Raw genomic sequence first — 17668 nt, forward strand, 5'->3', positions numbered from 1 at the left:
CAGTGATACGCAATCCAGTGGGCGGGCACGTCCCCGTCGCGGGCGGCCTCGCCTCGGTCGGGCTGACGTACGCCCGGGAGATGGGCGCCGAGGCCGTCCAGGTCTTCGTCGCCAATCCCCGCGGCTGGGCCACCCCGGCCGGCAATCCGAAGCAGGACGCCCTCTTCCGGGAGCAGTGCGCGGCCGAGTCCGTCCCGGCGTACGTGCACGCGCCGTACCTGATCAACTTCGGCTCGCACACCGAGGCGACCGTGGAGAAGTCGGTGGAGTCCCTGCGCCACTCGCTGCGCCGGGGCCGGGAGATCGGTGCGCTCGGGGTGGTGGTCCACACCGGCTCGGCCACCGGCGGCCGCCCCCGCGAGGTGGCGTACGCGCAGGTCAGGGAGCACATGCTGCCGCTGCTGGACGAGCTGACGCACGACGACGACCCCTTCCTGCTGCTGGAGTCCACGGCCGGCCAGGGCTCTTCGCTGTGCTCGCGGACCTGGGACTTCGGGCCGTACTTCGAGGCGCTCGACCACCACCCGAAGCTGGGGATCTGCCTCGACACCTGTCACATCTTCGCCGCCGGTCACGACCTGGCGGAGCCGGGCGGCTCCAAGCAGACGCTGGACCTGCTGGTGGACACGGTCGGCGAGGGCCGGCTGAAACTCGTCCACGCGAACGACTCCAAGGAGGGCGTCGGCGCCCACAAGGACCGGCACGCCAACATCGGCCAGGGTCACATCGGCCGCGAGGCCTTCGCCGAGCTGTTCACGCACCCGGCGATGGACGGCGTCCCGCTGATCATCGAGACGCCCGGCGGCAAGGAGGGGCACGCCGCGGACGTGGCGCTGCTGAAGGAGCTGCGCGGCCCGGAGTGATCCACTCGACCCCTTGAGGAATACCCCATGGGGGTATACGGTTCTGCTTATCCGCAGGACCGTTATCCGGCGTTTCCAGGGGGCTTCGATGAACCACGCACACGCGCATCACGAAGAGCACCAGGGCCACCACGAGCACCACGGTGACCACGCGCAGCACGAACAGCACGCGCAGCACCAGCAACACGGGCACGAGCACCACGAGCACCACGAACATCAAGGGCATCACGGCCACCACGGGCAGGAACACCAGGGCCAGGGCCAGGGCCAGGGCCACGCCCACGCCCACGGCCCCGTCAGCTGGGCCATGGCTGCCAAGGCCACCCTCCACTGCCTCACCGGGTGCGCCATCGGCGAGGTGCTCGGCATGATCATCGGCACCGCACTGGGCTGGGGGAACGCCGGCACGATGGTCCTGGCGATCGTGCTCGCGTTCTTCTTCGGTTACGCGCTCACCCTGCGCGGCATCCTCGCGGCGGGTGTTGACCTCCGTACGGCCATCCGGGTGGCGCTCGCCGCGGACACCCTGTCGATCGCCGTCATGGAGCTGATCGACAACGGCGTGATCGCCCTATGGCCGGGCGCGATGGACGCGCACCTGTCGGAGGCACTGTTCTGGATCGTCCTGGCGATCGCCCTGGCGGCCGCCTTCGTGATCACGACCCCGGTCAACAAGTGGATGATCGGCCGCGGCAAGGGGCACGCGGTGGTCCACCAGTACCACCACTGAGCAGGAGCTACAGCTCGGGGCCGTCCCCCGGCTCCTCCTGGTACGAGTAGCGCTGCTCGCGCCAGGGGTCGCCGATGTTGTGGTAGCCCCGCTCCTCCCAGAAGCCGCGGCGGTCGGCGGTCATGTACTCGACGCCGCGGACCCACTTGGGGCCCTTCCAGGCGTACAGGTGGGGAACCACGAGCCGCAGCGGGAACCCGTGCTCGGCGGTGAGCAGTTCACCGCCCTGGTGGGTGGCGAAGACGGTCCGCTCGGAGGAGAAGTCGGCCAGCCGCATGTTGGAGCTGAAGCCGTACTCGGCCCACACCATCACGTGCGTGACCTGCGGCGCCGGCGGCGCGAGGGCGAGGATCGTACGGGCGAGGACACCGCCCCATTCGGCGCCCGGCATGCTGAACTTCGTCACGCAGTGCAGGTCCGCCACGACGGAGTCGAAGGGCAGGGCCGTGAACTCCTCGTGGTTCCAGCAGTGCTTGTCACCGTCGGCCGTCGCACCGAAGACGCGGAACTCCCAGCGGTCCGGCTTGAACTTGGGCACGGGACCGTAGTGGGTGACCGGCCAGCCCCGCTGCAACCGCTGCCCCGGTGGAAGCTCCAGCTGCTCTGCTCCCGGAGATTCCCGGCTTTCCGGCTGACCCATGCATCCATGGTGACAGACGCCGCGGGGTGGTCATGACCAGCTCCCGGCCGATTCGGGCAAGTCACGGTAACTCGCACTAAGGAGGCACTTACTGGACGACCCCCGGTGGCGGTGCAAGGATGCGCCCACCTACCCCGTCACGTGGCTGACATTGCCTGGAAGGAGCCTCTGCGATGCAGGGCGACCCCGAGGTCCTTGAGTTTCTGAACGAGCAGCTGACCGGCGAGCTGACGGCCATCAACCAGTACTGGCTGCACTACCGCATCCAGGACAACAAGGGCTGGACCAAGCTCGCCAAGTACACGCGTGAAGAGTCCATCGACGAGATGAAGCACGCGGACAAGATCACCGAGCGCATCCTGATGCTCGACGGACTGCCGAACTACCAGCGCCTCTTCCACGTGCGCGTCGGGCAGACGATCACGGAGATGTTCCAGGCGGACCGGCAGGTCGAGGTCGAGGCGATCGACCGCCTCAAGCGCGGTATCGAGGTCATGCGGGGCAAGGGCGACATCACCTCCGCCCGCCTCTTCGAGGAGATCCTGGAGGACGAGGAGCACCACATCGACTACCTCGACACCCAGCTGGAGCTCATCGAGTCCCTGGGCGAGCCGCTGTACATCGCACAGCTGATCGAGCAGCCGAGCTAGCAGCGGTCAGGCGTGGTGCGTCAGGCGGCATCCGCCAGCACCGGCGAGGGCGCGGGCACGGACGTCAGCACCGGCGAGGGCGCGGGCGCGGGTGCGGAACCCAGACCCGGGTCGGCTGCGAGCACGGCCGCCGCGTTGCCCTTCTCCACCAGTTCCCGGCGCGGGCAGGCCCCGCGGCCGAGTATCCCCTGGATGGTGCGCACGCAGGAGCCGCAGTCGGTGCCGGCCTTGGTGGCCGAGGCGATCTGGCGCGGGGTGCAGGCACCGGCCGCCGCGTGCTCCTTGACCTGCTTGTCGGTGATGCCGAAGCAAGAGCAGACGTACACGCGGTTCACCTCCCTGGGCGGAATGGTTCGGCCAGCCATCCCCTAGATCGGTGAGGCTTACCTAACCGTACCTAAAGTTAGGGTTCCCTAAAAGACCCGGATACGGCGATGGGGCGCGGATCACATCGATCCGCGCCCCATCGTCACAGGCTGCTGCTTACTGGTCGCGGTACATCTCGGCGACCAGGAACGCCAGGTCCAGGGACTGGCTGCGGTTGAGCCGCGGGTCGCAGGCCGTCTCGTAGCGCTGGTGCAGGTCGTCGACGAAGATCTCGTCGCCGCCACCCACGCACTCGGTGACGTCGTCACCGGTGAGCTCGACGTGGATGCCGCCCGGGTGGGTGCCCAGCGCCTTGTGGACCTCGAAGAAGCCCTTGACCTCGTCGAGCACGTCGTCGAAACGGCGCGTCTTGTGGCCGGAGGCCGCCTCGAAGGTGTTGCCGTGCATCGGGTCGGTGACCCAGGCGACGGTCGCACCCGAGGCCGTGACCTTCTCGACCAGCTCGGGGAGCTTGTCGCGGACCTTGTCGGCGCCCATGCGGACGACGAAGGTCAGCCGGCCCGGCTCGCGCTCGGGGTCCAGGCGGTCGATGTACGTCAGCGCCTCGTCCACCGTGGTGGTCGGGCCGAGCTTGATGCCGATCGGGTTGGCGATCTGCGAGCAGAACTCGATGTGCGCGTGGTCCAGCTGGCGGGTACGCTCACCGATCCAGACCATGTGGCCGGAGGTGTCGTACAGCTTGCCGGTCCGCGAGTCGGTGCGGGTCAGCGCACCCTCGTAGTCGAGCAGCAGCGCCTCGTGGGAGGCGTAGAACTCGACGGCCTTGAACTCGGCCGGGTCGGTGCCACAGGCCTTCATGAAGTTCAGCGCGTTGTCGATCTCCCGCGCGAGCTGCTCGTAGCGCTGCCCGGACGGGGAGGACTTCACGAAGTCCTGGTTCCAGGCGTGCACCTGGCGCAGGTCGGCGTAGCCACCGGTGGTGAAGGCGCGCACCAGGTTCAGCGTCGAGGCCGACGCGTGGTACATGCGCTTGAGCCGCTCGGGGTCCGGGATCCGGGCCTCTTCGGTGAAGGCGAAGCCGTTGACGGAGTCGCCGCGGTAGGTCGGCAGGGTGACGCCGTCGCGGGTCTCGGTGTCCTTGGAGCGCGGCTTGGAGTACTGGCCCGCGATGCGGCCGACCTTCACGACGGGCACGGAGGCCGCGTACGTCAGGACGGCGCTCATCTGGAGCAGGGTCTTCAGCTTGGCGCGGATGTGGTCGGCGGACACGGCGTCGAAGGCCTCGGCACAGTCGCCGCCCTGCAGCAGGAACGCCTCGCCCTTGGCGACGGCTCCCAGACGGGCACGCAGCTGGTCGCACTCGCCCGCGAAGACGAGCGGAGGATACGACTCGAGGTCCGCGACGACAGCGCGCAGAGCCTCGGCATCGGGGTACGAAGGCTGCTGCGCCGCGGGAAGGTCTCGCCAGGTCGCCTTGGCGGCGAGGGCTTGGGTTTCAGCGTTCACGGTCACCTCGTACACATTACGGCGTCATTGGTCACGTCCGGCCCAGCGACCACCAGGTGAGACGGCGGTGGCTCGAAGGCAGACGACACCGATTGATACGGAATCCATGGTTCATCCCGCGCCATGAGACGGATCCTGCGCCCGGACGCCGCTCTGGGCTAAGGTGCCCCGCATGTACGCGCACTCGAACCAGAACTGGTGGTGGCCCGCTCCCGGCGGCCCACTCCTCGCGCGTACGTAACGACACGACCGACGCGAAGGCCGCCCCGAGGGGCGGCCTTCCGCGTTCTGCGGGAACCCGGGCCGCTCCTCCCACCGGAAGGACGCCCACCCCATGCCGCTGGACATCAGCCGACTGCTCGACGACTCCTGCCCGCCGTTCGCCCTGCTGCGGCGGCGGACGCCCGGCCGCGACCACGACACCGTCGAGGTGCTCCTCGGCCCGGTCCACGAGGCCGAACACCTCGCCGACCTGCCCGTACGGGAGCTGCCCACCCTCGCCCTCGTCCCGTTCCGGCAGATCCGGGAGCGCGGGTTCGACGTACGCGACGACGGCACGCCGCTGAGCGTGCTGGTCGCGCAGGAGGCGTACGAGATCCCGCTCGCGCAGGCCCTGGAGGGGCTGCCCGCGCACGAGGTGCGGGTGGAGGGCGGCGGCTTCGACGTGAGCGACGAGGAGTACGCGGCCACCGTCGCGCGGGTCATCGAGGAGGAGATCGGCCGGGGCGAGGGCGCGAACTTCGTCATCCGGCGCACCTACGAGGGCCGGATCGAGGGCTTCGGCCGGGCCGACGCGCTCGCGCTGTTCCGGCGGCTGCTGGAGGGCGAGCGTGGCGCGTACTGGACGTACGTGGTCCACACGGGCGACCGGACGCTGGTCGGGGCCAGCCCGGAGGTGCACGTGCGGATGTCCGGCGGGACGGTCGTCATGAACCCGATCAGCGGCACGTACCGGCATCCGGCGGGCGGTCCCACCGTCGAGTCGCTCCTCGCCTTCCTCGGCGACCGCAAGGAGACCGAGGAACTGTCGATGGTCGTCGACGAGGAACTGAAGATGATGTGCACGGTCGGGGACCGCGGCGGTGTCGTCGTCGGGCCGCGGCTGAAGGAGATGGCCCACCTCTCCCACACCGAGTACGAGCTGCGCGGGCGCTCCTCCCTGGACGTGCGGGAGGTGCTGCGGGAGACGATGTTCGCGGCGACGGTGACCGGGTCGCCGGTGCAGAACGCCTGCCGGGTGATCGAGCGGTACGAGGCCGGGGGCCGCGGCTATTACGCGGGCGCGCTGGCGCTGCTGGGCCTGGATGCCTCCGGGGCCCAGACCCTCGACTCCCCCATCCTGATCCGCACCGCCGACATCGCGGCGGACGGCGTGCTGCGGGTGCCGGTCGGGGCCACGCTGGTGCGCCACTCCGACCCGGCGGGCGAGGTCGCCGAGACCCACGCCAAGGCGGCGGGGGTCCTGGCGGCGCTCGGCGTCCGCCCGGCGGCGCCGCGGCACGCCTCCGCCGGCGCCCGGCTGGCGGACGACCCCCGGGTGCAGGCGGCGCTGGCGGCCCGCCGGCACGACCTGGCGCCGTTCTGGCTGCGGATGCAGGAGCAGCCGTCCTCGCTGACCGGCCACGCGCTGGTGGTGGACGGGGAGGACACCTTCACGGCGATGCTGGCGCACGTGCTGCGGGTGGCCGGGCTGGAGGTGACCGTACGCCGCTACGACGATCCGCAGCTGCGGGCGGTGGCGCTGTCGTGGGAGGGGCCGGTGGTGCTGGGCCCGGGGCCGGGCAATCCGGCGGATGCGGGGGACCCGAAGATGCGGATGCTCCGCGCGCTGGCCGCCGACCTCCTGGCGGGGCACCGGCACGGGCTGCTGGGGGTCTGCCTGGGGCACGAGCTGCTGGCGGCCGAGCTCGGGCTGCCGCTGGTGCGCAAGGCGGAGCCGGCGCAGGGGGCGCAGACCCGTATCGAGCTGTTCGGGGCGGAGGAGGTGGTGGGCTTCTACAACACGTACACGGCGTACTGCGGTGAGGGTGCCGAGCCCGCGGGCGTGGAGGTCTCCCGCGACCCCGCGACGGGTGAGGTCCACGCCCTCCGCTCCGCGGCGGGCCGCTTCGCGGGGGTCCAGTTCCACCCGGAGTCCGTCCTCACCCTCCGCGGCGCGGACCTCCTCCGCGACCTCCTGACGGGCGTCACGACCCCGACCCCGGCGTAACCGCCGGGTCCGCTGCGCGGAGCGGGTCCCCTACCCGCCCTTCCACCGTTCCCCGGGCTCCGCCCGGACCCGCTCCTCAAACGCCGGAGGGGCTGGATATCCAGCCCGCCCGGCGTTTGAGGCCCGGCGGGCGGGTCACGGCGGGCCGGGGACCAGCACGTTCTCGGAGCGGCGGCCCGCCAGGTAGTCCGCCACGTTCGCGACGGTGGTGTCGATGATCTGCCCCACCGCGTCACTCGTGTAGTACGCCTGGTGCGAGGTCACCACCACATGCGGAAACGTGACCAGCCGCGCCAACGTGTCGTCCTCCACCGCCACCAGCGACTTGTCCAGGAAGAAGACCCCGGCCTCCGCCTCGTACACGTCCAGGCCCACCCCCGCGAACCGTCCCGCCCGCAGCTCCGTGACCAGCGCGTCGGTGTCCACCAGCCCGCCCCGGCTGGAGTTCACCAGGATCGCGTCGTCCCGCATCAGCTTCAGCGCCGCCGAGTCGACGACGTGGTGCGTGGACTCCAGCAGCGGCACGTGCAGGCTGATCAGGTCCGAGGACGCGAACAGCGTCTCCTTGTCCACGTACTTCATGCCGAGCTCCACGCACGCCGGGTTCTGCGCCACGTCCCACCCCAGCAGGGTCATCCCGAAGCCGTGCGCGATCCGGGTGAACGCCTCGCCGATCTTGCCGGTGCCCAGGACTCCCACCGTGCGGCCGCGCATGTCCCGGCCCATCAGCCCGTTCAGCCGGAAGTCGAAGTCCCGGGTCCGGTTCGAGGCCCGTACGATCCGCCGGTTGACCGCCATCGCCAGAGCCCAGGCGAATTCGGCCACCGAGTACGGCGAGTAGAAGGAGACCCGGCTGACCGTCATGCCCAGCTCCCGGGCGACCTCCAGGTCGATGTTGTTGAAGCCCGTCGAGCGCTGGGCGATCATCTTCGTCCCGCCCGCCGCGAGGATCCGCAGCACCCGCCCGTTCAGGTCCGCGTTCACGCTGGAGGAGACGATCTCGTGGCCGGCCGCGATGGGCGCGGTGTCCTCGGACATGAAGACCTCGAGGCAGCGGACCTCGTGCTGCCCCGCGAAGGCCCGTTCCAGGAGCGGTTTCTCGTCGGCGGTCACACCGAATGCCAGGATCTCCACGCTTGCTCCCGATCCGTCGAATACGTCGATCCATGGGTCGTTCGTCACCCTACGACCCATGGATCACCCGTGCCCGGCGGCCAGGCGGCCAGGCGGCTCAGCCGAAGAAGACGCCGGCCTCCCGGTACAGCGCCGGGTCCACCGTCTTCAGCTTCGCCGTCGCCTCGGCGATCGGCACCCGCACGATGTCCGTCCCCTTCAGCGCGACCATCTTCCCGAAGTCCCCGTCGCGCACCGCGTCGATCGCGTGGAGTCCGAAGCGGGTGGCCAGCCAGCGGTCGAAGGCGCTCGGGGTGCCCCCGCGCTGGATGTGGCCGAGGACCGTCGTACGGGCCTCCTTCCCGGTCCGCGCCTCGATCTCCTTGGCCAGCCATTCGCCCACGCCCGACAGCCGGACGTGCCCGAAGGAGTCCTTGCTGGCGTCCTTCAGGACCAGGTCGCCGTCCTTGGGCATGGCGCCCTCCGCGACCACCACGATCGGCGCGTAACTCGCCTTGAAGCGCGAGGTCACCCACGCGCACACCTGGTCCATGTCGAAGCGCTGCTCGGGGATGAGGATGACGTTGGCACCGCCCGCGAGGCCCGAGTGCAGGGCGATCCACCCCGCGTGCCGGCCCATGACCTCCACGACGAGGACCCGCATGTGCGACTCGGCCGTGGTGTGCAGCCGGTCGATGGCCTCGGTCGCGATGCCCACCGCGGTGTCGAAGCCGAAGGTGTAGTCCGTCGCCGACAGGTCGTTGTCGATGGTCTTCGGCACGCCGACGCACGGGATGCCGTACTCCTCGTACAGCCGGGCGGCGACCCCGAGGGTGTCCTCGCCGCCGATCGCGATGAGCGCGTCCACCTCGTACTTGGCGAGGTTCTCCTTGATGCTGCGCACGCCGTTCTCCGTCTTGAACGGGTTGGTGCGCGAGGAGCCGAGGATGGTGCCGCCGCGGGGCAGGATCCCGCGGACGGCCGGGATGTCCAGCGGGACCGTGGCGCCTTCGACCGGGCCCCGCCAGCCGTCCTTGAAGCCGATGAACCCGTAGCCGTATTCCTGCTCGCCCTTGCGGACGACGCCCCTGATGACCGCGTTGAGCCCGGGGCAGTCGCCGCCGCCGGTCAGCACTCCGACCTTCATTGCCTCTCCCTTCGCCATGACGGTCACGCTACTGGTGACACAGGTCACAGCAAGGGCTCTGGAAGGGTCAATTCCGGTGGAATCGCGGGGCGTTGAGTACGCCCGTTCACTCGTACGAGGACGTAAGTACGACGTACGACAGCGTCTGCGCCCCTACGCGTCGTCGAGGCCGCGCTCTATCGCGTACCGGACGAGCTCCACCCGGTTGTGCAGCTGGAGCTTGCCCAGGGTGTTCTGGACGTGGTTCTGCACCGTGCGGTGGGAGATGACCAGCCGCTCCGCGATCTGCTTGTACGAGAGCCCCTTGGCCACCAGCCGCAGCACCTCGGTCTCCCGGTCCGTCAGCTGCGGCGCCTTCGGCTCGTCGGAGGCGGTCGGCGCCGGGTCGGTGGCCAGGCGCCGGTACTCGCCGAGCACCAGGCCGGCCAGCCCCGGCGTGAACACGGGGTCGCCGGCCGCCGTGCGGCGGACCGCGTCGATCAGTTCCTGGGCGCCCGCGGACTTCAGCAGGTAGCCGGTCGCGCCGGACTTCACCGCCTCCAGGACGTCGGCGTGCTCGCCGCTCGCCGACAGGACCAGCACGCGCAGCGCGGGGTTGGCGCCGACCAGCTCCTTGCAGACCTGCACGCCGGGCATCCCGGGCAGGTTGAGGTCGAGGACCAGCACGTCGGGGGTGACGGCACGCGCCCGGCGCACCGCCTCGGGGCCGTCGCCGGCGGTGGCCACCACGTCGAAGCCGGCGGCGGCCAGGTCGCGGGCGACCGCGTCCCGCCACATCGGATGGTCGTCGACGACCATCACCCTGATCTCGTGCGGTTCGTGCGTGCTCACTGGGTCCTCCCCCTGGGTACTTTCAGTTCCACTTCGGTGCCCTGCCCGGGGACGGACACCAGCTCGGCGGTACCGCCGAGGTCACGCAGCCGGCCGCGGATGGACAGGGCCACGCCCATCCGGCCCTCGCCTTCCGCCTGGTCGAGCCGGCCCGCGGGGATGCCGGGGCCGTCGTCGCGGACGGTCACGATCACCTCGTCGCCCCAGTCCTCCACCAGGATCCAGGCGCTGGCCCCTTCCCCGGCGTGCTTGCGCACGTTGTCGAGGGCGGCGCCGACCGCCGCGGCCAGCTCCTTCGCGGCGGGCACCGGCAGCGGCACCGGGGTGCCCGGCTCGGCGAAGCTCACCCGGGAGCCGGCGTGCGGGGCGAGGAGCGTGCGCAGGTCCAGCTCGCCCTCGTCCGCGCCGCCGTCCTCGTCGTCCACCTCGTACGAGGCCACCAGCGCGCCCCGCGATTCGTCGCGGGAGACCCGGGAGGGGTTCACCAGCCCGGTGGAGACCAGGGTGCGCAGCGCCACCTCCTGCTCCCCGGCCATCCGGCCGAGTTCGGCGGCCTCGCCGCCCAGGTCGGTGCCGCGCCGCTGGACCATGGCGAGGACCTGGAGGACCCCGTCGTGGATGTCGCGGGCCAGGCGCTCGCGCTCGCGGGTGGCGGCCTCGATCTCCAGGGCGCGGGCGAGGGTCGCCTCGCTGGCCCGGGCGACCTCGACGACGTAGCCGATCGCTATGGAGGCGACCCAGACCAGCAGGACGTTGTGCAGGGTGTCACGGGTGGGCTCGCCGCCGTGGATGACGATGTTGGCGACGGCCACGAAGGTGGAGGCGAAGCCGGCCCAGCGCCAGCCGCCCTTGATGGCGAAGGCGAGGACCGAGCCGGCGGTCCAGATGCTGGGGAGGGTGGGGCCGCCGCCGGCGATCCGCGCGGCGGTGTCGGCGAGCGGGGTGAGCAGGATCCCGGCGAGGGCGACCGTGAGGTCGGCGCCGAGGAAGCTCCTGGTGCAGCTGGTGGCGTTGGCCACCTTGCGGTGGGTGGCGAGGGTCCACACCGCGAGGACGGCGAGGTAGCCGACCGCGATCCCCGGCCGGTCGAACTTCCTGTAGGCGGAGGCGAACAGCCCCACCGCGTAGAGCATGGTCAGCAGCCGGTAGGCCGTCAGGGCACGCCACAGCGGCTGCTCGACCGACATGCGTACGACGCGTTCGCGTTTCGCCATCTCCCCCACCCCCCGCGGGCGGTGCCGCCCTGCTACTCGCCCTTGTCCGCCTTCTCGGCCTTGGCCGCCTTCTCCGCCTTCTCGGCGTCGGCGATCTGGCGCTTGGCGGCCGTCGCGTAGATGTCCACGTACTCCTGGCCGGACAGCTTCATGATCTCGTACATGACCTCATCGGTCACCGAGCGGAGGATGAAGCGGTCGCCGTCCATGCCGTGGTAGCGGCTGAAGTCCAGCGGCTTGCCGATCCGGATGCCCGGGCGCATCAGCTTGGGGACCACCTTGCCGGGCGGCTGGATCTTCTCGGTGTCGATCATCGCCACGGGGATCACGGGGGCGCCGGTTGCCAGCGCCACGCGGGCCAGGCCGCCGGGCTTGCCGCGGTAGAGGCGGCCGTCGGGTGAACGCGTTCCCTCGGGGTAGATACCGAACAGCTCCCCGCGTTCGATGACCTCGATGCCGCTCTTGATCGCGGCCTCGCCGGCCCCGCGCGCGCCGGAGCGGTCCACCGGGAGCTGGCCGACGCCCTTGAAGAAGGCGGCCGTCAGCTTGCCCTTGACGCCCGGGGAGGTGAAGTACTCGGCCTTCGCGATGAAGGTGACCTTCCGGTCCAGTACGGCGGGCAGGAAGAAGGAGTCGGAGAACGACAGGTGGTTGCTCGCGAGGATCGCCGGCCCCTCGGCGGGAATGTTCTCGAGGCCCTCCACCCACGGCCTGAAGGCGAGCTTCAGGGACCCGCCGATGGAGAACTTCATTGCGCCGTAGATCAACTCGAAAGCCTTCCTGTGTCTGTCGAACAGACCATATCCCGTGGCTCTCGCGGGAGCGGCCCGACGGCCCTGGTCGGTGTCACCCCGGTCGCGTACGGTGAAGTCACACAGAGCAACGCACCCACCCGACGTACTTCGTGATCAAGGAGACCCTGGTGCCCGTCCTCCCTGGAGCCGAGCCGTTCCGCCACGAGGGCGGAGAGGTCGGCGTCCTTCTCTGCCACGGATTCACCGGTTCCCCGCAGTCCCTGCGCCCCTGGGCCGAGTATCTGGCCGGGCGCGGGCTCACGGTGTCGCTGCCGCTGCTGCCCGGGCACGGGACGCGGTGGCAGGACATGCAGCTCACGGGCTGGCAGGACTGGTACGCCGAGGTGGACCGGGCGCTGCGGGAGCTGCTGGACCGCTGCGAGCAGGTGTTCGTCTTCGGGCTGTCGATGGGCGGCGCGCTGACCCTGCGGCTGGCGGCCAAGCACGGGGACGCCATCAGCGGGATCGTGCTGGTCAACCCCGCGAACAAGGTCCACGACCCGCTGGCCTTCGCCCTGCCGGTGGCCAAGCACTTCATCCGGTCGACGGCGGGTATCGCCAGCGACATCGCGAAGCCGGGCTCGGAGGAGGTCGGCTACGACCGGGTCCCGACCCGGGCCGCGGACTCGCTGCGCCGGCTCTTCCAGGTGGTGGACGCCGATCTGCCGCAGGTGACGCAGCCGGTGCTGCTGCTGCACAGCCCGCAGGACCATGTCGTACCGCCGGTCGACTCGGCGCGGATCCTGGCACGGATCTCGTCGACGGACGTCACCGAGACCCTGCTGGAACAGAGCTACCACGTCGCGACGTTGGACCATGACGCGGAGCGGATCTTCGCGGACAGCTTTGCGTTCGTCGGCCGACTGGCGGAGAGCGTGGGCAGGGAAGGGGCGGAGGCTGGTGGCTGAGCACGAGGAGCAGTCGGGCGGAGTTCCGCCGCTGGACGAGGAAGCGGCGTGGGCGGCGATCGTCGCCGGGTACGGGCAGGAGCCGCCGGACCCGCCGGGGGCCAGACCGTTCAGACCGATCGAGAACCTGATGCTGCCGGAGGAGGACGTCAAGCCGGAGCCGCCTGCGGCGGGGGCTGAGCCGGGGCCGGACCCCGAGCCTCCTGCGCTCGGCAGCTCGGTGGTCTTCGCGCCGGGCGTCGGTGCCGGGGCGGGCGCGGGCCCTGGCCCTGGCCCTGGCCCCCGGGACCACTCCCCGGCGGAGCCGAAGGATGAGGACGAGGGCCATTTCGTCCCGCCGGAGCCGGAGCTGCCGGAGGCGGACACGACGGCGAAGTTCGCGTGGCTGGCGGTGGTCGGCGGCCCGGTGCTGCTGCTGGTGGCGGTGCTGCTGCAGTGGGAGATGACCTGGTGGCTGACGACGCTGGGCATCGGCGGCTTCCTGGGCGGGTTCGCCACGCTGATCGCACGCATGCAGCACGGCGACGACGAGGACGACGACCCGGGCCGCGGCGCGGTGGTGTAACCCCCGCCCCCCCCGGGGCTCCGCCCCCGCCTCAACGCCGGCGGGGCGGGTGCGGGCACAAGCTCGGGGCTCCGCCCCGCACCCCGCTCCTCAAACGCCGGAGGGGCTGGATGTGCCGGCAGGGCTGGAATTGCCCTGCGGGCCGTCCAGCCGCACCAAGCGGCCGACAGCGGCCAAATCCAGCCCCGCCGGCGTTTGAGGCGCCGCCGGAGGCACCTCAAGCCCCGCCGGCGTTTGAGGCGGGGGGCTGGGGCGGGGCCCCGGTAGTGGCGCCGGGTGGGGCGGGGCTACGGCGCGGCCGGGAGGTGGAGGGCCGCCAGGACCGGGAGGTGGTCCGTGGCGGCGCGGAGGTCGGCCGCGAGGAGACCCGGCAGCCCCGCAGGGACACCGCAGGCCAGCACCCCCACCCCCGCCGAGGCGAACACGGCGTCGATGCGGCGCTCCGGCTCGGACGCCGGAAAGGTGTCGGCGCCGCCCCACGGGGACACCGCCCAGCAGTCCTGCAGCTCGGCGGAGAGCCGCTCGAAGGCGGGGCCCCCGGGCCCCTCGTTGACGTCGGCCGCGGCGATCACCTGCGGGGCGTCCAGCGCCGCGGCCCGCTCCAGCAGCAGTCCCGCCTGGGCCCGCCGTTCCGCCGCGTCCAGCGACAGGTGGGCGCTGATGACCCCCACCCGGGCCGCCCCGAAGCGGACCACGGCCGTGGCGAGGCCGCGCCGGTGCAGCCCTGGGGTGCGCGGGAGCAGCACGTCCTCCGTCCGCTCCACGAAGGCCCGTAGCGAGCACAGCAGCAGCGGCCCCGCCGCCGTCGCGCCCCCGCCGAGCACCACCAGGTCGGTCTTCGCGGCCAGCCGGGCCGCGTGCTTGCGCCAGCGGAAGAACCGCGGCGCCTCCTGGACGAAGACCAGGTCCGGCGCGCACGCCCGGATGACCCGGGCCAGCGCCTCCTCGTCGTCGCGCAGCGAGCGGATGTTGTAGCTGAGCACCCGGATCACGGCGGAACCGTCCGGCTCCGTACGAGACTTCGGCAGCGAAGGCAGCAGCTGTTGGTCCATGCCCGCAAGATACGCAAACGCCCGCCGCTCCCCCAGGGGGCGCGGCGGGCGGTCACTGCGGAGGGAGGGCGTCAGCCCTGGCGCGCCAGGTCGGCCGCGCCCACCAGCCCGGCCTTTCCGCCCAGCTGGGCGGCGAGGACCTGGGCGTGCGGGCGCCAGGCGCCGCCGACCAGCCAGCGCTTGAAGGACTTGCGGATCGGGTCGAGGACGAGGTCGCCCTCGTCGGAGACCCCGCCGCCGACGATGAACGCCGACGGGTCGAAGAGCGAGGCGAGGTCGGCCAGTCCGGCTCCGGCCCAGCGGGCCAGCTCGCGGAAGGCGTCGATGGCCACCAGGTCGCCCTGGCGGGCGGCTGCGCTGATGTGCTTGCCCTCGATGCCCTCGGGGGTGCCGTCGCCGAGCGAGAGGAGGATCGCCGCGTTCTCGGGGGTGGCGTTGGCGCGCTGCTTCGCGTACCGGACGAGCGCGCGCCCGGAGGCGTACTGCTCCCAGCAGCCCTGGCTGCCGCATCCGCACAGCAGGCCGTCGGGGACGACCCGGATGTGCCCGAACTCGGCGGCGACGCCGAAGCGTCCGCGGCGCAGCTTGTTGCCGATGATGATGCCGCCGCCCAGGCCGGTGCCGAGCGTGATGCAGATGACGTCGTCGTGGCCCTGGCCGGCGCCGAAGCGGTACTCGCCCCAGGCCGCGCAGTTCGCGTCGTTCTCGACGACGACGGGGAGGCCGATGCGCTGCTCGACCTTGTCCTTCAGCGGTTCGTGGCGCCAGTTGATGTTCGGTGCGAAGAGCACCGTCGCGCGCTTGTCGTCCACGTAGCCGGCGGCGCCGATGCCGACGGCTTCGATGGTGTGGTTGCTGCTGACTTCGGAGACGGCGGCGCAGATGGCCTCCGTGACTCCGTCCGCGGTCTGCGGGGTGGGCACCTTGTACGTCTCAAGGATGGTGCCCTCTTCGTCGACCACGCCGGCCGCGATCTTCGTGCCGCCGATGTCGACGCCGATGGTGAGTCCCATTAGTCCCTCGGTTTCCGGTCAAACCCCGCCACGGCCAACGGTACCCGAGGGCGGCAGGGGTTCAGTCGAGGTCGATCCGCTGGGTCGGGCCGTTACCAGGGCCTTCGTCCCTGGGGTCGCTCTCCTTGCGGGGGGCCGGGGGCTCGCCCCGCGTCCAGCGGCGCTCGTGGCCCTCGACGGCCGAGCGGTAGGCGGCGAGCAGCTCGGAGCCGGCGGCCGCGAGGTGGTCGAAGACCTCGGGGTTGCGCTCGATGACGGGCTTGGCGGCGGTCTTCGCCTGGTTGACGAACTGGCGTACCGCGCCCTGGGCGGCGGCGCCGAAGGCCGGGTTGTTCAGCGCGGAGACCTTGTCGGCGACGGCCTCGAAGAGCTTGAACAGCTCCTCGGCGGCGGTCCCGGTGCCTCCGGCGCCCGTCCCCGCGCCCTGCCCGCGCAGGCGCTCCTTCTCGGCGGCGAGGTCCTCGGCGCAGGCCTTGGCCCAGGCGTCGTCGTCGGTGGGGCGGTCGGTGGCCTCGCTCATGGCGGACTCTCCTGCGGCGGCTGCTGTGCGTGCGGTACGGGCTACCTTCGACGGTACCCGAACGGCGGTACGGGGATCAGTGCCCCCGCGGCCAGAGGCCCGGGTCCGGGGTGAAGCGGATGCGGAGCGCGTCTTCGGCCAGGGCGGCGCCGGAGACGGTGCAGCGGCGCAGTGCTGCGGGCAGCGGAACGATCCTGCGGTAGGGGCCGGCCGTGAGCAGCAGCTCGTCGCCGCGGCGGATGAGGTCGAGCTCGGGCTTGTGCGCGCCGGGCAGCGGTACCACCCAGACGAGTACCCCGTCCTCGGCGAGCCGGTCCTCGACGGCCCAGGCCGTGCGGGGGGCGGGCGGGGGCGGGACGAGGCCTGCGGTGGTGCCGGTGGCCGTATCGGCGAGGGGTGCCAGGTCCTGCGGTCCGCGTGGCGCCCGGCCGAGGTGGGGCAGCCGGATCACGGGGACCTCCCCGGCCCACTGGGCGGCGTACTTCTCCTGCTCGGCGGCGAGCCCGGCGAGCCAGGGGTCGGCGGAGCCCTGCGGCAGGGTGCGGTTGGCGACGACGGCGGCGACGGGCAGCTGCTGGAGGGCGAACCCGAGCCGGCCCAGCCGCAGCGCGTCGGCGGCGGCCGGCCCCGGCTCGGCGACGATCCGTACCTCGGTGGTGTCGGCCTCGACCACGGCCTGGACGGCGGCGAGCTCCTCGTCCCAGCGGGCGGCGGTCTCGTAGAGCCACTGCGCGGGCATGGGCACCCCGGCCAGCTGGGCCAGGACGGGCCGCAGGGCGCGGGCGGCCTGCCGCTCGGCGGGGAGCAGCCGGGCGAGGTAGCGGCGCAGCTGGGCGGGGAGGGCGAGGGTGGCCAGGGCCTGGTGGAGCGGGGGCATGTCGACGACGACGAGGTCGGTGCGGGGGGCGGCGGCGGCCCGGCGCAGGGCGCGCAGCAGTGCGAACTGTTCGGCGCCGGGCAGCTCGGTGAGCTCCTCGGCCCCGAGGGGGCGGGCGCCGACCATTCCGAGGAGGGTGGATCCGCGTTCCTGGAGGGCGACGAGCTCCTCGCGGAACTCCTCGCCGGAGTCCACGCGGGCCACGCGCAGGCCGTGGGCGGCGGGGGTGGCCGTGAGTCCGGGCGCGACCTCTTCGGGGGCCCCGGCCGGTGCCCCGGTGAGGGCGGCGGCCGGGTCCCCGACGTCCCCGGACAGGAGCAGCACCCGCCGCCCCTGCCGGGCCGCCGCGAGGGCGGTGGCGGCGGCGACGGTGGTCCTCCCGGCTCCGCCGGGGCCGGTGATCAGCAGGGTGTGCGGCATGGTGGGGGCTACTCCGGATCTGGTTTCGTTGCGGGCCCGGGCGGGGTGCGGGCCGGCCGCTGCGCGGAGCGGTCCCCTACCCGCCCTTCCACCGTTCCCCGGGGCTCCGCCCCGGACCCCGCAAAGCCCTGGGGCTCCGCCCCAGACCCCGCTCCTCAAACGCCGGAGGGGCTGAAATTGCCCTGCGGGCAATCCAGCCGCGCGAAATCCAGCCCCGCCGGCGTTTGAGGCGCCGCCGGAGGCAAATCCAGCCTCGCCGGCGTTTGAGGCGCGGGGGTACGGGGGCGGA

18 protein-coding genes are annotated in these 17668 nt (G+C 72.0%); 6 read left to right on the top strand and 12 right to left on the bottom strand.

Features of this window, described 5'->3' with window-relative positions; translation table 11 throughout:
• Window positions 1-5 precede the first annotated feature (5 nt).
• Window positions 6-863 carry a deoxyribonuclease IV gene (locus ACFTXQ_RS27025; RefSeq protein ID WP_382645187.1) on the top strand — a complete coding sequence of 286 codons (858 nt, stop codon included), beginning with the start codon at window positions 6-8 and terminating at the stop codon, window positions 861-863.
• An 88-nt stretch (window positions 864-951) separates the two neighbouring features.
• Window positions 952-1593, top strand: a complete 642-nt coding sequence (locus ACFTXQ_RS27030; RefSeq protein WP_382645093.1) for a DUF4396 domain-containing protein — start codon at window positions 952-954, stop codon at window positions 1591-1593.
• Between the two features lie 7 nt (window positions 1594-1600).
• On the opposite strand, the gene ACFTXQ_RS27035 is transcribed toward ACFTXQ_RS27030, so the two are convergent.
• Window positions 1601-2233, bottom strand: coding sequence for a sulfite oxidase-like oxidoreductase (locus ACFTXQ_RS27035; RefSeq protein WP_382645096.1), 633 nt, complete (start codon window positions 2231-2233; stop codon window positions 1601-1603).
• Window positions 2234-2406: 173 nt separating this feature from the next.
• On the opposite strand from ACFTXQ_RS27035, the gene bfr reads away from it, so the two are divergent.
• A complete protein-coding gene (bfr, locus tag ACFTXQ_RS27040) occupies window positions 2407-2883 on the top strand; it encodes a bacterioferritin (RefSeq protein WP_030707395.1) in 477 nt (158 codons plus the stop codon).
• A 20-nt stretch (window positions 2884-2903) separates the two neighbouring features.
• On the opposite strand, the gene ACFTXQ_RS27045 is transcribed toward bfr, so the two are convergent.
• On the bottom strand, window positions 2904-3209 hold the full coding sequence (locus ACFTXQ_RS27045) for a bacterioferritin-associated ferredoxin (protein ID WP_382645099.1): 306 nt from the start codon (window positions 3207-3209) through the stop codon (window positions 2904-2906).
• Between the two features lie 157 nt (window positions 3210-3366).
• Window positions 3367-4731: a class II 3-deoxy-7-phosphoheptulonate synthase gene (locus tag ACFTXQ_RS27050; protein ID WP_382645101.1), complete on the bottom strand. Its 1365-nt coding sequence runs from the start codon at window positions 4729-4731 to the stop codon at window positions 3367-3369.
• Window positions 4732-5050: 319 nt separating this feature from the next.
• On the opposite strand from ACFTXQ_RS27050, the gene ACFTXQ_RS27055 reads away from it, so the two are divergent.
• Window positions 5051-6925 carry an anthranilate synthase family protein gene (locus tag ACFTXQ_RS27055; protein ID WP_382645103.1) on the top strand — a complete coding sequence of 625 codons (1875 nt, stop codon included), beginning with the start codon at window positions 5051-5053 and terminating at the stop codon, window positions 6923-6925.
• Between the two features lie 135 nt (window positions 6926-7060).
• Here ACFTXQ_RS27055 and ACFTXQ_RS27060 read toward each other — a convergent pair whose 3' ends face one another.
• The 5 genes from ACFTXQ_RS27060 to ACFTXQ_RS27080 form a co-directional block, all read right to left on the bottom strand.
• The gene (locus ACFTXQ_RS27060; protein ID WP_382645106.1) at window positions 7061-8059 is read right to left on the bottom strand and encodes a 2-hydroxyacid dehydrogenase; all 999 of its coding nucleotides are present in this window, start codon (window positions 8057-8059) and stop codon (window positions 7061-7063) included.
• A 97-nt stretch (window positions 8060-8156) separates the two neighbouring features.
• Window positions 8157-9185, bottom strand: coding sequence for a 6-phosphofructokinase (locus tag ACFTXQ_RS27065; protein ID WP_382645189.1), 1029 nt, complete (start codon window positions 9183-9185; stop codon window positions 8157-8159).
• A gap of 153 nt (window positions 9186-9338) precedes the next feature.
• Window positions 9339-9983: a response regulator transcription factor gene (locus ACFTXQ_RS27070; protein ID WP_215015121.1), complete on the bottom strand. Its 645-nt coding sequence runs from the start codon at window positions 9981-9983 to the stop codon at window positions 9339-9341.
• A gap of 29 nt (window positions 9984-10012) precedes the next feature.
• On the bottom strand, window positions 10013-11230 hold the full coding sequence (gene macS / locus ACFTXQ_RS27075; protein ID WP_382645108.1) for a MacS family sensor histidine kinase: 1218 nt from the start codon (window positions 11228-11230) through the stop codon (window positions 10013-10015).
• 32 nt (window positions 11231-11262) lie between these two features.
• Window positions 11263-11982 carry a lysophospholipid acyltransferase family protein gene (locus ACFTXQ_RS27080; protein WP_382645194.1) on the bottom strand — a complete coding sequence of 240 codons (720 nt, stop codon included), beginning with the start codon at window positions 11980-11982 and terminating at the stop codon, window positions 11263-11265.
• Window positions 11983-12152: 170 nt separating this feature from the next.
• On the opposite strand from ACFTXQ_RS27080, the gene ACFTXQ_RS27085 reads away from it, so the two are divergent.
• Both ACFTXQ_RS27085 and ACFTXQ_RS27090 read left to right on the top strand, forming a co-directional pair.
• Window positions 12153-12932, top strand: a complete 780-nt coding sequence (locus ACFTXQ_RS27085) for an alpha/beta hydrolase (protein ID WP_382645111.1) — start codon at window positions 12153-12155, stop codon at window positions 12930-12932.
• A complete protein-coding gene (locus tag ACFTXQ_RS27090; RefSeq protein WP_382645113.1) occupies window positions 12925-13497 on the top strand; it encodes a hypothetical protein in 573 nt (190 codons plus the stop codon). The genes ACFTXQ_RS27085 and ACFTXQ_RS27090 overlap by 8 nt, the downstream gene beginning before the upstream one ends.
• A 287-nt stretch (window positions 13498-13784) precedes the next feature.
• Here the strand turns inward: ACFTXQ_RS27090 and ACFTXQ_RS27095 are convergent, their stop codons facing one another.
• From ACFTXQ_RS27095 to ACFTXQ_RS27110, 4 genes are all read right to left on the bottom strand, one after another.
• Window positions 13785-14549, bottom strand: coding sequence for an endonuclease/exonuclease/phosphatase family protein (locus tag ACFTXQ_RS27095; protein WP_382645116.1), 765 nt, complete (start codon window positions 14547-14549; stop codon window positions 13785-13787).
• Between the two features lie 71 nt (window positions 14550-14620).
• A complete protein-coding gene (locus ACFTXQ_RS27100; RefSeq protein ID WP_382645119.1) occupies window positions 14621-15562 on the bottom strand; it encodes an ROK family glucokinase in 942 nt (313 codons plus the stop codon).
• 61 nt (window positions 15563-15623) lie between these two features.
• Complete coding sequence (locus ACFTXQ_RS27105) at window positions 15624-16082, bottom strand: DUF5304 domain-containing protein (protein WP_382645122.1); 459 nt, start codon at window positions 16080-16082, stop codon at window positions 15624-15626.
• A 76-nt stretch (window positions 16083-16158) separates the two neighbouring features.
• Window positions 16159-17379, bottom strand: coding sequence for an ArsA family ATPase (locus ACFTXQ_RS27110; protein ID WP_382645125.1), 1221 nt, complete (start codon window positions 17377-17379; stop codon window positions 16159-16161).
• Window positions 17380-17668: the final 289 nt, after the last annotated feature.

Origin of the sequence: Streptomyces sp. NPDC057010, assembly GCF_042673805.1 — a bacterium.
Taxonomy (GTDB): Bacteria; Actinomycetota; Actinomycetes; order Streptomycetales; family Streptomycetaceae; genus Streptomyces.

Excerpts from the sequence above, each read along its gene's own strand:
- ACFTXQ_RS27030 (WP_382645093.1), top strand. The coding sequence starts at position 952 with ATGAACCACGCACACGCGCATCACGAAGAGCACCAGGGCCACCACGAG.
- ACFTXQ_RS27035 (WP_382645096.1), bottom strand. The coding sequence starts at position 2,233 with ATGGGTCAGCCGGAAAGCCGGGAATCTCCGGGAGCAGAGCAGCTGGAG.
- bfr (WP_030707395.1), top strand. The coding sequence starts at position 2,407 with ATGCAGGGCGACCCCGAGGTCCTTGAGTTTCTGAACGAGCAGCTGACC.
- ACFTXQ_RS27055 (WP_382645103.1), top strand. The coding sequence starts at position 5,051 with ATGCCGCTGGACATCAGCCGACTGCTCGACGACTCCTGCCCGCCGTTC.
- ACFTXQ_RS27065 (WP_382645189.1), bottom strand. The coding sequence starts at position 9,185 with ATGAAGGTCGGAGTGCTGACCGGCGGCGGCGACTGCCCCGGGCTCAAC.
- ACFTXQ_RS27070 (WP_215015121.1), bottom strand. The coding sequence starts at position 9,983 with ATGGTCGTCGACGACCATCCGATGTGGCGGGACGCGGTCGCCCGCGAC.
- macS (WP_382645108.1), bottom strand. The coding sequence starts at position 11,230 with ATGGCGAAACGCGAACGCGTCGTACGCATGTCGGTCGAGCAGCCGCTG.
- ACFTXQ_RS27080 (WP_382645194.1), bottom strand. The coding sequence starts at position 11,982 with ATGAAGTTCTCCATCGGCGGGTCCCTGAAGCTCGCCTTCAGGCCGTGG.
- ACFTXQ_RS27095 (WP_382645116.1), bottom strand. The coding sequence starts at position 14,549 with ATGGACCAACAGCTGCTGCCTTCGCTGCCGAAGTCTCGTACGGAGCCG.
- ACFTXQ_RS27100 (WP_382645119.1), bottom strand. The coding sequence starts at position 15,562 with ATGGGACTCACCATCGGCGTCGACATCGGCGGCACGAAGATCGCGGCC.
- ACFTXQ_RS27105 (WP_382645122.1), bottom strand. The coding sequence starts at position 16,082 with ATGAGCGAGGCCACCGACCGCCCCACCGACGACGACGCCTGGGCCAAG.
- ACFTXQ_RS27110 (WP_382645125.1), bottom strand. The coding sequence starts at position 17,379 with ATGCCGCACACCCTGCTGATCACCGGCCCCGGCGGAGCCGGGAGGACC.